Origin of the sequence: Alcaligenes endophyticus, assembly GCF_026344035.1 — a bacterium.
In the GTDB taxonomy this organism is placed as follows: Bacteria; Pseudomonadota; Gammaproteobacteria; order Burkholderiales; family Burkholderiaceae_B; genus Alcaligenes; species Alcaligenes endophyticus.
The window spans coordinates 180,841-194,501 of sequence record NZ_JAPKND010000002.1 but is presented as its reverse complement, the minus strand read 5'-3'; the positions used below and the strand labels follow the sequence as shown (position 1 = coordinate 194,501).

Here is a 13,661-nt window from a genome sequence, read left to right as displayed (position 1 = left end):
TCTTTGTGGAAAATCACACAAATCAGACAGACATATTCACCATCAAACTAAATAATCACCCTTTCCAACTCTAGACTGTTGACAGTGTAAAAAATCAAAACTATTCTAACCATGGTCAACGAAATGGGTTAATCATGAAAAAAATACTACATTGCAACGACGTAGCACTACGCTACATTGACTTAGCAAGCACGACGGTAAAACACGGTACGCCCATTACCCAGTTGCCTTACGTCATTCGCTTATTGCTAGAAAACGTACTGCGCCATCAACTACTTGGACGTGCCATTGATGAAATCGAAATAAGGGCTCTAATTAGTTGGCGCGAGCACATTTCCACTCAATTATCTCTGCATGTAGAACGCGTAATCTTGCCCGATTCTAGTGGACTACCTGTATTACAAGATCTCGCCGCATTGCGAGATGCTGTGCGCGAGCGCGGTGGCGATCCTGAAAAGGTAGATACCAAGGTTCCCGTTGACGTGATCGTGGACCACTCTTTACAAGTTGATGTTTGGGGGCAGGCAGACGCAGTACAACGCAACTTAGATTTTGAGTTTGCCAGAAACGAAGAAAGGTATCGTTTCCTTAAGTGGGCTCAGCAAGCCTTTCAAGGATTACGCGTATTTCCACCTGGAAGCGGCATTATTCACCAAGTCAATCTAGAACACTTAGCCGCTGTCGTGCTCACTCAGCAAATCGGTGAGGAGCAGTGGGTATTTCCTGACTTTGTCATCGGCGGTGACTCCCACACCCCCATGATTAATGGGCTAGGTGTACTAGGTTGGGGAGTAGGTGGGATTGATGCCGAGTCGGCCCTACTAGGGCGAGCCTACTCCTTTCCGATCCCTGATGTCATTGGCGTGCGTCTTGAAGGTGCTATACCAGCACTAGCCACTACTACTGACGCAGCGCTATTGATTACCCAAACCCTTCGTCATGAAGGAGTATCGGGATGTGCCGTTGAGTTTTTTGGGCCTGGTGCACAACAATTGTCGGTACCTGAGCGTGCCACCATTGCGAATATGGCTCCTGAGTATGGAGCTACTTGCGGGTTCTTTCCCGTTGATACTCATACCCTAGAATACTTACGTTTAACCGGCAGAAGTTCCGAGCATATAACGCTTATTCAAGCCTACTGTCAGGCTAATCACCTTTGGGCTGATGCTAACAGTCCCACACCTGGCTATAGTCGAGTGATCACCATAGATCTCAGTCAGGCTCAACCCTGCATGAGTGGTCCACGTCGGCCACAAGATAGACTACCTCTAGCTGCCATCAAGCAAGACTTTATCGATCGACTCCACGCCCCCACTAACGAGGGAGGCTTTAATATTAAAGTCCAGTCATCTGATCGACTTTCTAGCAACGGTTTAACCCATGGTCGCATCATACTAGCAGCGATTACCTCCTGCACGAACACCTCAAACCCATCCGTCATGATGACCGCGGGATTAATAGCCAAGCGAGCACGTGAAAAAGGTTTAAAACTACCCAAATGGGTCAAACCCTCTTTAGCGCCTGGCTCTAGGGCTGTCACAAGCTATTTGCAAAGCGCTGGTTTACTGGCCGAAATGGAAGCGCTAGGTTTTTATGTGATTGGCTATGGATGCACCAGTTGCGGGGGGAAATCCGGCCCATTGAACCCAGAAATATTGGCTGACGCTGAAAGTAGCGACTGGGTTTTATGTACAGTGCTATCTGGCAACCGTAATTTTGAAGGCCGTATACACAAGCTGGCCAAAGCCAACTATATTGGCTCTCCAGCCATGGTGATGGCCTATGCGCTAGCGGGACGCATAGATATTGACTTCTCCCAAGAGCCAATTGGACATGCCCCTGATGGTCAAGCCGTTTGGCTACACGAACTATGGCCATGCTCCACAGAAGTGGCCACCTTGATTCACAATACAGTGACCACCCAGCACTATCATCAAGCATGGAATAGTCCAGCGGAAGGGGCACAACAATGGAGTGAACTACAAGCCAATCAAGGAACCTTCTGGTCGTGGGAGCCCGAGTCCAGCTATCTTGTGCCCCCCCCATTTTTTGACTCATCTACTCCTACAGCCGAAACCATCGATAAGACTTTAGACAAAACCAGAGTTATCGGCTTATTTGGCGACTCGCTAACCACCGATCACATTTCCCCTAGTGGAGAAATACCTATCCACTCTAGCGCAGGCCAATACCTAACAGAGTTAGGGATCGCCGAACGCGACTTCAATACCTATGTCGGAAGACGCTGTAACTTTGAGGTAATGACACGTGCGACTTTTGACAATATTCGCATTCGAAACCTGCTAACGCCCGAACGAGAAGGTGGATGGACTCGCTACTTCCCCGATGACGAGACCATGAGCATATACGCAGCAAGTCGTCGATATATAGACGCCGGCGTAGGTACGATCATTCTTGCAGGGAAAGAATACGGCACCGGTAGCAGCCGAGACTGGGCCGCCAAAGGGACGGCACTACTAGGCATCAAAGCAGTGATTGCGAAGTCATTCGAACGTATACACCGCAGTAATTTAATTGGCATGGGGGTATGTCCCTTTAGTTTCTCTGCTGGCGAGGGCTGGCAGGAGCTGAGTCTAGATGGTACCGAAACCTATACTTTTTTTGATGCCGCTAAAAATATTCAACTGACTCAAAAAGTATTGGTTCAGGCCACCCATAAAAACGGGCGAGTTGTGCAATTTTGGGTCACTCCACAAGCATATACCAAAGCCGAGCGTGACCTACTACTTCAAGGAGGCATCATGCTAAGCGTACTGAACGACTACTTACCCCCTACCCAAGCACAGCAATAACTTAAGAACAAGAGCCTGACACAGAGAGAAGGATAACCATGACTAAACCACTTGATACCCTACTTACCAACACCTTAATTTACTTAGAAGGAAAAGGATTAGTACCTGGAAAAATAGGTATTCTGAAGGGAAAAATAGCCTTATTAGGTGATCATAACCAAGACATGCCGGCCGCATCAGAAGTCATAGACTGTCAAGGACTATGGACTCTACCAGGGATAATTGATCCCCACGTGCACTTTGGATTTGGCAATCCTGACACTGACTTTCAGACAGAGTCACGCAATGCCGCTCTAGGTGGAACCACTACAGTTATTTCTTTCCATCGCTCTACTGATCTACGCACTAGCTTTGAATCCATTAAAGCCATAGCTGCCAACCAAAGCTGCGTCGATTTTGCTTTTCATTTCGGCTTAACCAGTCGCCTACACGTAGACACACTTGAGGAGGTCTCCCGTCGTTTTGGCGTTAACTCCTACAAACTTTACATGATGTATAAAGGCGCTGCAGGCCTATCGAAAGGTTTCACTGAAATTGATGACGGGCTGCTATGGGGAGCCTTATTAGCTTGTAAAAAGATCCCTGGAGCCACCTTGGGCGTACACTGTGAAAACGTAGAGGTTATTCCTTGGTTGCGTGACCCACTACGTGCCGAGGGACGTGACGATCTAGCTGCTTGGGACGAGCAAAGCCCAGATTTTTTAGAAGCTGAAAACGTACACCGCGTGTGTTATTTCGCAGGTAAAACAGATACGCCTATCAATATCGTACATTTAAGTAGTTTAGAAGCTCTTAATGAAGTGCGACGGCATAAACAAGACGGCCGAAAATCACCTATTTATGTGGAAACATGTCCGCACTACTTATTCTTAGATAAGTATTCCGCCGCTGGTACTTATGCCAAGGTCAATCCTCCAGTCCGGAGTCAGCGCGATATTAACGCCATGTGGGAAGGCTTGTGCGACGGGGTAATTACGACGATCGGCTCGGATCACGTGCCTCGTAAGCGCGAGACCAAAGATAAAGATATATGGTCAGCCAGTAACGGGTTCCCGGGCACTGGCATGATTTTGCCCATTCTTTTGCACGAAGGCCTGCACAAACGCCAAATTCCGCTCAGCACTTTACTACGAGCATCTAGCCAAATGCCAGCACAAGTGTATGGTTTAAAAGGCAAAGGTTCTATTAGTGTGGGTAATGACGCCGACTTGGTCATCGTTGACCCTGATCTAAAAAAAGTAGTTGACCCTACCCTGCAAGAATCCAATGCTGACTATTCTCCCTATGAGGGTATGGAGCTAACCGGTTGGCCAGTTCGCACTTTGATACGTGGTCGCACTATTGCCATAGATGGACAAATTACTGAGTCAGCAAAGCAGCAGCCTTCAGGCCGCTACATCAGCCGCTTGTAAAACCTTTATTACGCATCATCGCCTACCACAGGCCTATTAATACGCAGGAGCACCTGAATGTCTGACACATCCAATCAATATCCCACACCACGCGTCTGGGATTCCTTTCTTACAGAACGCGACAAACTCGTTTATCAAGCGGCAGGCTATGGTAAGCGGGGCGGATTTGGCAAACGTCCCGCCCTGTTTATTGTCGATGTTCAGTACAACTTCTGCGGAGACACTCCGGAAGACATCCTAGAAGGAATAAAAAAATATCGCACTCATTGCGGTGAGGAGGCTTGGAAAGCGGTAGCCCACATAGTTCCGCTATTAGAAATAGCCCGCGAACGAAACATTCCCATTTTTTATACTGAAAGCGGGCGTCGTGCAGACCTTCTAGACAGCGGAGTTCAAGTCAACAAAAACCACCGAGGTACAGAAAAAACAGTATTAGCCAACACTCATGCTACCCAAACGGTACAAGAGCTAGCTCCTAGACCCGAGGACATCAGGATAGTAAAGCAGAAACCCTCTTGCTTTTTTGGCACCATTTTTATGAGCCACCTGAATTTTTTAGATATAGATACCTTAATTCTTGTTGGATGCAGCACATCGGGCTGCTTACGTGCAACGACCGTCGATGCCTACTCCTATAACTTCAAAGTGATTATTCCTGAAGAGGCTACCTTTGATCGTTTCCAGTCCAGCCATGCAATGAGCCTGTTTGACTTGAACTGTAAATATGCAGATGTGATTCCCTGCCAAGAGGTGCAGGATTACTTGTTGCAATTACCTGAGCCTGAACAAGAATAAGCACGTCGAGATAAGCAGCACTATGAGCACTACCCTGACCCCCATCACGTTACTGACCGGCTTTCTTGGCAGCGGCAAGACTAGCCTACTCAAAAGAATGATACATCAGCCACAGTTTGCACGCTGCGCCGTCATCATTAATGAATTCGGCGATGTGGGTCTGGATCAAGCTCTGGTGAGCGATAGCGCTGATGATCAGGATATTCAGCTACTCGACTCTGGCTGTTTGTGTTGCCAATCAAGTAGCGCTATTCAAGACGTGTTAAGCGGACTTTATTACAAACGCCTACGAAAAGAAATCCCTTGGTTTGATCGGGTACTGATAGAGACCTCTGGGCTGGCAGAGCCCGGTCCTATTATTAATTCGATTCTCGGCGATAGCAGCCTTAACCGTCAATATCGGGTGGGCGGTGTCATTACTACGTTCGACGCTAGTTTTGGCGAACAAGACACTAACACTTACGACACCGCCGAACTGCAATTGATGATGGCTGACACCATCGTGCTTACTAAACTTGACTTGCCTTCCAGCCAATCGACACCCGCCTTGGAAGAATGGTTGAAACACAAAGTGCCCGCCGCACGCGTGTTGAACAACCGCTTGCCCGATGGTGAACTGGCTCAAGCGCTACTACAAACCGCTGATCATGCACTTGCACCCGTGATCGAAGGCCACAACTTACGCGCCAACTCACCGTTGAAGCACCTCTTTACCTACGGTATTAGCAGTCTGGTCGTCGACCTGCCCAAGCCAGTTTCGTGGCCAGCCTGGGCCGATTTCGTCCGCCATATCCAAACACATTTTGGCGAACAACTGCTGCGCTTAAAAGGAGTGATTCAATTTGAAAAAGCTGAAGACATCCGTACGGTACACGCCGTACATCATTTATTTTCTGCCCCTGAGCCCGCTACCGCGATACCCAAGCATCTGATTGGAAAACTTGTTTTTATTGTTCGCGACTTGGAGCACGACTGCATACAGCAAGCGGTAGAACAATTACGCCATGCCCCTAACAACCCCAACTAAAACAATCACACATAAACCGTATATATACTCTAACGGAGGAACATCATGTTCAAGACAAGTAACACAAAAATAACGCGCCGCACTGTACTAGGATTTAGCCTTTCAGCCTCGGCGCTTAGTATCTTCGCTGCCCTGCCCGTACACGCGAACGAGGTAAGCACGTGGCCGGAAAGGCCAGTAACACTCATCGTTCCCTTTGCTGCGGGAGGACCTACTGATGTCACTGGACGCATTATTGGTGAAGGACTATCAAAAATATGGGGAAAAAGTGTAGTAGTTGAAAACCGCCCTGGAGCGGGTGGCACAATCGGTTCGGGTGTCACCGCTAGAGCAGCCAAAGATGGCTACACTTTGGTACTGGGCGTTACTGGCTCACACGGCATTGCCGGTGCATTATATGAAAATCTCCCCTACAATCCGAGCGAGGATTTCGAAGCAGTTGCCAAAGTAGTACTTTTTCCGAATGCCATCTTTGCTAACCCTTCGGTACCAGCAAACAACCTACAAGAGCTGATACAACTGGCTAAAGAAGATAAAAAGTATCAGATATATGGGACTGACGGTCTAGGAACTGCCTCACACCTGACCATGGCCTTACTAGGAGAACAGGCTGGTGCCCCCTTAGAGCCTGTTCACTATAAGGGGTCTACTCCCCTAATTACGGATGTAATCGGAAATTTTGCCCCCTTTGGGATTACTGGCATGCCTTCCGTTGAACCCCATGTAGAGGCGGGAAAACTAAAGCTGATCGCTATCACCACCGATCAGGATTACAGTAAAAAAGGCTATGCCACAATTGCAGAGCAAGGATTTCCCGACTTTAGTGCAGCCCCTTGGTCTGGTGTATTTGCACCGAAAGGAACACCTCGTCCTGTAATAGAAAAAATTGCCACTGATATCCAGGCAGTCCTAGCAACACCCGAAGTAATCAGCAAACTGGCTAGCTTGGGTGTCACGCCAGTATCTATTACGTTGGAAGAATTTGAGGCGGATCTGAAAAAAGAACAGCAAGCTTGGGAACATGCAGTTAAAACCGCAGGTATAGAACGGCAGTAGAACGTTTCCCCTTACCGGCCCGATCGATCAAAAAGATAGGGCTGGTAACCTGAGCCTTAGGGACGTAATTGCTGAGCGATATGATTGGCCGCACGGCTGATATGTGATCGCATCAAGGATTCCGCCAAATGCGGGTCACGACTACGCAAGGCCATCACAATCTGCCTGTGCTCTTCAAATGCGTCTTCTTTACGGACTAAAACCGAGCCGGAGTGCCGACGGTAAATTCGCAACAGGTGATAGAGATCTTCACACAGCGCTGCAATAATCCGCTTATTTCCACTGGCCCGCACAATGCGCTCGTGCAAATCAAAATGCACGCTTTCGGCCTCACTGCTACCTTTTAAGCGTCGCTGATAGTCCAGCTCGACATCACGCATTAACCGATCAATATCTGCGTCACTCATGCGCTCTGCGGCGAGGTAACAAGCTACCCCCTCTAGACCCATTCGCATTTGAAACAACTCTAATGCCGACTCAGCCGACAACTCGACCACACGTGCTTTCAAATACGGTTCTCGGCTAACAATTTGAATCCCTTGCAAGCGCCGTACAGCCTCCCGCACTGGTCCCCTGCTCACACCATATTCACGCGCGATAGCTACCTCATTAACAACGGTTCCCGGCGCCATGCCACCTGAATAAATAGCCTCTAGCAAACGCTGATACACCACATCGCTGAGGGGAGCCTCAAGAGCACTCTTATCGATCAAACTAGAGTTGTCCTCTGTCATGCTTTTACTCTCAATCCTAAATTAGGAAACTATTATAGATAGAGTAAGGCATTCTATAGTAAAAACACTTTTTAAATTTTCGCGTTCAGGACTTAAAGGGGGTAAAGTCTTTATCAACGCCACTTATATGATTAATCAAGAAAGCTAACTCAAATATATCCGCCCACAAAGTGTTGACAGTTAAAGGTCGAGATTTTATGATGTTTACTAGCTTTTCCACAATCCTTTTAACTGAGTCTCCACCATGCCGCACTCAACCCAGCAGTATCTGCAAGCAGCGATAGATCTCGCTTATAAGAATGTCGATGAAGGCGGTAGCCCGTTTGGGTCTGTCATCGTCAGGAAGCAAAAAATTATCGCGCAAGCTGTCAACGAAATTCACCTCTGTGGCGACCTCACCGCTCATGCCGAGTTTTTGGCGATCAAACAGGCAAGCCAAGCCCTAGGCAGTCACGACCTTAGTGACTGCGTTGTCTACGCAAGTGGCCAGCCTTGCCCTTTTTGTTTAGGAACTATGGCTCTGTACGGTATCAAATCCGCTTTCTATGCGTACTCTGGCACTCAATGGCGGGAAGTCGCACCGGCTAGAAACTATGCTCCTGTGGACTCAGTTTGGTTGAATCCTAGTGACTCAGCCCCCTTGTATAACTATTGGAAACAGCGACAAGCTCTGGTTTAACACCGCTAAACTCAGCTTGTAATGGCCGTAAAGCCCTTACTTGTCGCGGTTCAGCACATTAAAACAACGCCCTACCTGGAAATAAGGGAAAACCCTAGACTACTCCTAGGGTTTTCCCTATAATACATATATTGATTCATAAACAACTTCTTTGTACGGGTAGAAAATCATGGCAAAACTGGTTAAACACTCCCTGGCGAAGTTAGGACGTATCGATCGCCGGATGTCTGTATATCTTTCCGCATTGGCCAATGGCCGCATGCAAGCTGTTAAGGTGTACAAATAATTAGGCGCTTGCTGCGCCCACTCGCTACACGATAAAACAAAATCGCGCCATTAGCGCGATTTTTGCTTTTAGGCTTTTGGTATTACTTACCAATACCCCAATACCTTCCACCACAATCCACCCAGGTAAAACCAAACAGCCAAATTCACTACGCTGACTACGAAACCGGTTTTCCACCATTCGCCCAAGGTGGTGTAGCCCGAACCAAAAATAATAGGCGCTGTACCGGTTCCATAATGGGTTAGCGACATCATCAACGATGAAGAAAACCCCAAAGTTAAGGCCAGCAACATAGGCGGCGCACCTAACGCCATACCTGCCGCGAAAAATGCGGCGAACATCGCTGTAATGTGAGCAGTAGTACTGGCAAAAAAGTAGTGCGAATACACGTACACCAGCACGAGTATTAACATGCCCACTACCCAGCTTAGCCCTAAACTATCAATACCGTTGCCAACGGTAAGTGCTAGCCAAGACACCAAACCTAGCTTGCCCAAAAAGCCGGCCATCATTACCAAGGCAGAAAACCATACTACGGTATCCCACGCCCCTTTGTTCTTTAATACTTCATCCCACTGCAAAACACCGGTTAACAGCAAGATAGACAGGCCAACAAACGCAGCAGTTGTAGGACTAACGCTGAATGCATCGCCAAAAATCATGGCTGGCACACCAGCCCATAAAAATAACAATAAGGCAAATACACCTAGGGTGATCTTTTCGGCTAAGGCTAAAGGCCCTAAGGCTTGCATTTGCGCACGCGCAAACTGAGGCGCATCAGGCGTGCGCTTAATTTGGGGTGGATAAAGAAAGTAAATGACCAAAGGCATAAGCAACAACGACACCAATGCCGGTACAAAAGCTGCAATGGCCCACATCCCCCAACTTAACTGTGTACCCGACCCCTCGTAGATCAGGCTAACAATTAAAGGGTTAGGCGCTGTGGCAGTAATGAACATGGCCGAGGTGATCGGGTTGGTGTTGTAATTGACCAAGGCCAAATAACGCCCAATTTTCTCGGTAGAGCCGCGTTCAGGTTTAGAGCCAAAGCTGTCTGCGATGGACTGCATAATGGGGTGAATAATCCCGCCGCCACGTGCGGTATTACTTGGCGTCACCGGTGCCAGCACGGTTTCGGAAAACGCCAGGGCATAGGCCACCCCTAAGGTGCGTTTGCCGAACAGGGAAATCATAAAATACCCTATGCGCGCGCCCAAGCCCGTTTTATTTAAGCTTTGGGACACCATAATAGAGATACCAATCAGCCAAATGAGCTCATTAGAAAAGCCGCTCAAGGCATCGGCCAAGGCGGCTTTAGGATTACCGGGATTCGTAACTTGGGTGAGCGCCACCAGCGAAATCGCAATAATCGACACCGCCCCTATGGGTAAGGCTTTGCCAATAATGGCTGCAATAGTCGCTACGAACAAAGCCAGTAAGTGCCAAGCATTAGGACTGACTCCGTCTGGCACCGGCACCATAAACCAAATGACTATGCCCAAGGCTAGAGCTACTAAAGCTGGGATGGGCTTAACAGGTTCCAATTTCAAAGACATGGCTTCCCTTTCTCGCATAACTTAAAACTAGCGAAAGAAAAATAACTCTATGAAGCCCTGCCGTATTTAGGCGCTCCTTTGCCCTTTCTGAAGCAAAGCACTCTATAAATAAAGCCTGGCTTCCTGCTTGTAGTGCGTATCCTCTTATGCGTAACATTGAAACAATCGCTACTACATCTATGGCACCTAACAGCCATATAAGTCGGCCCTCAATAGACGAAGGTTTATGTCGTTGGTGTTTATGTACTTTCACGATTTTTTTACACATACTATAACAAGGTAAGTACCGCCATTCCGATCCACGATTAGAATATATCTGGCGTACAACAGCCAGCATTGAATCTACGCCTAAGATCTAGCCATATAACACTAAACCATCTGTTATGAAAAATCGCTTTCTAGAACGTAGTCGCCAGCAGGCACGCCACTACCACAGCACCCAAGCGGGGGGTTCTTGGCCTAATGGGGTATGTATTTATCACGTTTACGATGATGAGCAGCGCAACGAACTCTCCTGGTGGGACGACGTGGGATTTATCCATAGCCGCATGCGCGTTAAAGTCGCTTGGCAACATCCTCGCAATCTATATCAAGCATACATTGATACAGCTGCCTACACGGCTTGCGCTCACCTCAATCTAGAGCCTACTGACTGGTTCTCGCAGCCGGGTAAAACGCTTTATAAAAAAGTAGGTTTAGGGCGCAAAAAACGCTACGCAACCGAAATGCTGTTCACTGAAGCGCAAGAAGCTTGGCTACAAGCGCTGGCAGCGGCTAAAGAAGAATTGCGTTTTAGCGCGCAATACACTATTTGCCCTAGCATTCGTATACGTCAACTACCTTGGTGTAAAGCTGTAGAGCTGGTAGCGCCCCTAGAGGTACGTAGCCAAACCGAAGCGCATCAACTGATTAATGTAGTACGAGCACTACTCAAGCAAGAGACTACCTTGTACGAGTTGTTTCCTGGTTGCCACTACACACAGGCGAACTGGCTGGCCGAACAGGGCAGCCACGCAACAACAAGCGAATCTCAATTTCACACACCAATTTCTGTCCCTACGCACCTAACCGGTGAGCAGAATTGACCGCTAAGTAATAAAGCCGACCACAGTGCCCAAGAAACCCCGACAGAGTTTCATCATAACCTCTTAGTCTATAAACTGGTCTGCGTGCGCAAGTAAAGACTCCTGACTTACATCGGTCTGAGGGTATGCAAATTTAATAAGGTAAAGTGCCCGCCCGAACGCCAGCCGCCCGTGTCAATAAAATAAACATTGCCCAACTGAGCCATGCGGTTAATGGTTTTATGGCCATGCACTACCGCCCGCACATTTTTAATGGCATGAGGGTACTGCTGCTGATAGCGTTGCACCGACCAATGGCATACATCAATATCTTCAGGGCTAAACTCTTGCTCATGTATTTTGCGCCAATCGTCATAAGGGAAGTCGGCGTGTACTATGCCCACCGGTCCTTCGGGCGTAGCGATTTCAAAGGCCCAAGGCAAGGCTTGCAAGCGCTCGCCAATGCGTTGTTGCTGCTCTGGGCTACATGCATCTAACCACAGCCCGCCGTGCTGGCGATGGTCCACTTCTTTAATGGGGTTACCTAAAGCACGCCGCCACGTTAAAAGCTCATGATTGCCAGAAATAGCATAAAACCAAGGCTGGTCTAACCACGTCAGTACCTGGTGCGACTCGGGGCCACGATCTACCAAATCACCGACTGAAAAAAGGCGATCTTTTTGGGGATCAAAGTGCACCTTACCCATCGCTATGGCAAGTTTAGTGAAGCACCCGTGGATATCGCCTACAGCAAAATCACGGCCTACAGCATTCACTGGAATGCGCTCAACAGCATTAGAAACAACAGGCATGGCAGAAACGAAAAAAAGACAGAAGAAGGGAAAGATAACTATAACATTGAGTCACCTCCCCGCTGCTTAGAGCCGCACTTATCGCTGACTCGCAACAACGCCAGGGACTGCCGTTGAAGGTGCGCCCAGAGACTACTACTGCATCAATAAATGCATCATACTGGCCGCTAACACTTGGGTACCCGCCATGAGCTGATCAATGTCTAACCATTCTTCCGGACAATGACTACGACCATTCAAGCACGGCACAAATACCATCCCCATGGGCGCTATACGCGCCATATATACCGCATCGTGTCCGGCACCACTGGGCAAGGTCAAACTATCATAGCCACACTGCCGGGCACTATCACGAATAAGCTGCATGATCGCAGGATCACAATGTGTCACCGGGGCACGACTCAACTCTCGTGTACTCAGGCTGACGCCAAGCTCACGCAGTTTTTCTTCCTGCGCCTGCAATAAGAGTTCTGGAAAACTAGCTAATACAGACTCTTGGTCGCTACGCAGTTCAAGCACCATTTCTACTCGCCCGGGTACGGCATTCGGCACATTGGGCTGAACATCTACCCGCCCCACGGTTGCCACCACGTATACATCGGGCTGATTCAATGCCTTAGCCTGCTGATAACACGCGTCAATAAGGCGCGCGGCAGCCACTAATGCATCGCAACGTAAATCCATAGGCGTCGTGCCCGCATGATCGGGGCGCCCCTGCACAGTAATCTGTACCCGTCGTATACCCACTAAATGGCTCACTACCCCTACAGGGATTGCACGGGCCTCCAAGACAGGGCCTTGCTCAATGTGTAGCTCTAAAAAGGCTGCCACGCTACCGGGCAAACGCCGAACCTTATCCAGCTTATGGTGCTGCCCACCAATGCGGGCTATACCCTGTGCCAACGTTTCTCCTGTGTCATTCGTGCTGGCTAGCATATCAGCCTCTAGCACACCGGCTAAGGCGCGGCTGCCAACGCAGGAGATACCGTAATCGCTAGGCTCTTCGGATAAGAAATCGATCACCTCGAAGGTGCGCAAGGGTTGAACTCCCGCATCCTGCAAGGCGTGGGCCAACTCAATGCCGGCTAACACTCCTACAATGCCATCAAAACGCCCCCCATCCACCACCGTATCGCTATGCGAACCCGTGACTACCGGTGGTGCATCTGGATCACGGCCCCGAAGCGAGCCAATCAAATTGCCAGCCTCATCTTGTCGCACTTCCATACCAGCGGCTTGCATTTGCTCTTGCAGCCAAACTCTGGATTGTCCATGAAGCGGTGTGAAGGCCCTGCGGGTCCACGGACGTGCGGGCTCTGTGAAACACGATAAATCCTCAATACGTTGCCACAAGCGCTGCGCATTTAAAGCTTGGACAACTGTCTTTACTACCGAACACATAGCCGGTTTGAATGAATATCCCATCT

The 13,661-nt window shown here is 48.8% G+C and carries 11 protein-coding genes; 7 read left to right on the top strand and 4 right to left on the bottom strand.

The window, feature by feature from the left end; translation table 11 throughout:
• Nucleotides 1-134: 134 nt before the first annotated feature.
• The 5 genes from acnA to OSH01_RS05275 are packed head-to-tail and all read left to right on the top strand — an operon-like array spanning nucleotide 135 to nucleotide 7,103.
• Nucleotides 135-2,813, top strand: coding sequence for an aconitate hydratase AcnA (gene acnA / locus OSH01_RS05295; RefSeq protein WP_266123035.1), 2,679 nt, complete (start codon nucleotides 135-137; stop codon nucleotides 2,811-2,813).
• Nucleotides 2,814-2,851: 38 nt separating this feature from the next.
• Nucleotides 2,852-4,225: a dihydroorotase gene (locus tag OSH01_RS05290; RefSeq protein ID WP_266123034.1), complete on the top strand. Its 1,374-nt coding sequence runs from the start codon at nucleotides 2,852-2,854 to the stop codon at nucleotides 4,223-4,225.
• Between the two features lie 57 nt (nucleotides 4,226-4,282).
• Nucleotides 4,283-5,020, top strand: coding sequence for an isochorismatase family protein (locus OSH01_RS05285; protein ID WP_266123033.1), 738 nt, complete (start codon nucleotides 4,283-4,285; stop codon nucleotides 5,018-5,020).
• A gap of 22 nt (nucleotides 5,021-5,042) precedes the next feature.
• Nucleotides 5,043-6,047, top strand: coding sequence for a CobW family GTP-binding protein (locus OSH01_RS05280; RefSeq protein WP_266123032.1), 1,005 nt, complete (start codon nucleotides 5,043-5,045; stop codon nucleotides 6,045-6,047).
• 45 nt (nucleotides 6,048-6,092) lie between these two features.
• Nucleotides 6,093-7,103 carry a Bug family tripartite tricarboxylate transporter substrate binding protein gene (locus OSH01_RS05275; protein WP_266123031.1) on the top strand — a complete coding sequence of 337 codons (1,011 nt, stop codon included), beginning with the start codon at nucleotides 6,093-6,095 and terminating at the stop codon, nucleotides 7,101-7,103.
• A 56-nt stretch (nucleotides 7,104-7,159) separates the two neighbouring features.
• On the opposite strand, the gene OSH01_RS05270 is transcribed toward OSH01_RS05275, so the two are convergent.
• On the bottom strand, nucleotides 7,160-7,837 hold the full coding sequence (locus OSH01_RS05270; RefSeq protein ID WP_266123030.1) for a GntR family transcriptional regulator: 678 nt from the start codon (nucleotides 7,835-7,837) through the stop codon (nucleotides 7,160-7,162).
• Nucleotides 7,838-8,081: 244 nt separating this feature from the next.
• Here OSH01_RS05270 and OSH01_RS05265 point away from each other — a divergent pair, with 244 nt between their 5' ends.
• On the top strand, nucleotides 8,082-8,516 hold the full coding sequence (locus OSH01_RS05265) for a nucleoside deaminase (protein WP_266123029.1): 435 nt from the start codon (nucleotides 8,082-8,084) through the stop codon (nucleotides 8,514-8,516).
• A 372-nt stretch (nucleotides 8,517-8,888) separates the two neighbouring features.
• Here OSH01_RS05265 and OSH01_RS05260 read toward each other — a convergent pair whose 3' ends face one another.
• On the bottom strand, nucleotides 8,889-10,358 hold the full coding sequence (locus tag OSH01_RS05260) for an anion permease (protein WP_266123028.1): 1,470 nt from the start codon (nucleotides 10,356-10,358) through the stop codon (nucleotides 8,889-8,891).
• Between the two features lie 383 nt (nucleotides 10,359-10,741).
• Here OSH01_RS05260 and OSH01_RS05255 point away from each other — a divergent pair, with 383 nt between their 5' ends.
• Nucleotides 10,742-11,443: a hypothetical protein gene (locus OSH01_RS05255; RefSeq protein ID WP_266123027.1), complete on the top strand. Its 702-nt coding sequence runs from the start codon at nucleotides 10,742-10,744 to the stop codon at nucleotides 11,441-11,443.
• Nucleotides 11,444-11,550: 107 nt separating this feature from the next.
• Here the strand turns inward: OSH01_RS05255 and OSH01_RS05250 are convergent, their stop codons facing one another.
• Together OSH01_RS05250 and OSH01_RS05245 are read right to left on the bottom strand one after the other, a co-directional pair.
• A complete protein-coding gene (locus OSH01_RS05250; protein ID WP_266123026.1) occupies nucleotides 11,551-12,234 on the bottom strand; it encodes a metallophosphoesterase in 684 nt (227 codons plus the stop codon).
• Between the two features lie 135 nt (nucleotides 12,235-12,369).
• Nucleotides 12,370-13,659, bottom strand: a complete 1,290-nt coding sequence (locus OSH01_RS05245) for a Zn-dependent hydrolase (RefSeq protein ID WP_266123025.1) — start codon at nucleotides 13,657-13,659, stop codon at nucleotides 12,370-12,372.
• Nucleotides 13,660-13,661 lie beyond the last annotated feature (2 nt).

Excerpts from the sequence above, each read along its gene's own strand:
- acnA (WP_266123035.1), top strand. The coding sequence starts at position 135 with ATGAAAAAAATACTACATTGCAACGACGTAGCACTACGCTACATTGAC.
- OSH01_RS05290 (WP_266123034.1), top strand. The coding sequence starts at position 2,852 with ATGACTAAACCACTTGATACCCTACTTACCAACACCTTAATTTACTTA.
- OSH01_RS05285 (WP_266123033.1), top strand. The coding sequence starts at position 4,283 with ATGTCTGACACATCCAATCAATATCCCACACCACGCGTCTGGGATTCC.
- OSH01_RS05280 (WP_266123032.1), top strand. The coding sequence starts at position 5,043 with ATGAGCACTACCCTGACCCCCATCACGTTACTGACCGGCTTTCTTGGC.
- OSH01_RS05275 (WP_266123031.1), top strand. The coding sequence starts at position 6,093 with ATGTTCAAGACAAGTAACACAAAAATAACGCGCCGCACTGTACTAGGA.
- OSH01_RS05270 (WP_266123030.1), bottom strand. The coding sequence starts at position 7,837 with ATGACAGAGGACAACTCTAGTTTGATCGATAAGAGTGCTCTTGAGGCT.
- OSH01_RS05265 (WP_266123029.1), top strand. The coding sequence starts at position 8,082 with ATGCCGCACTCAACCCAGCAGTATCTGCAAGCAGCGATAGATCTCGCT.
- OSH01_RS05260 (WP_266123028.1), bottom strand. The coding sequence starts at position 10,358 with ATGTCTTTGAAATTGGAACCTGTTAAGCCCATCCCAGCTTTAGTAGCT.
- OSH01_RS05255 (WP_266123027.1), top strand. The coding sequence starts at position 10,742 with ATGAAAAATCGCTTTCTAGAACGTAGTCGCCAGCAGGCACGCCACTAC.
- OSH01_RS05250 (WP_266123026.1), bottom strand. The coding sequence starts at position 12,234 with ATGCCTGTTGTTTCTAATGCTGTTGAGCGCATTCCAGTGAATGCTGTA.
- OSH01_RS05245 (WP_266123025.1), bottom strand. The coding sequence starts at position 13,659 with ATGGGATATTCATTCAAACCGGCTATGTGTTCGGTAGTAAAGACAGTT.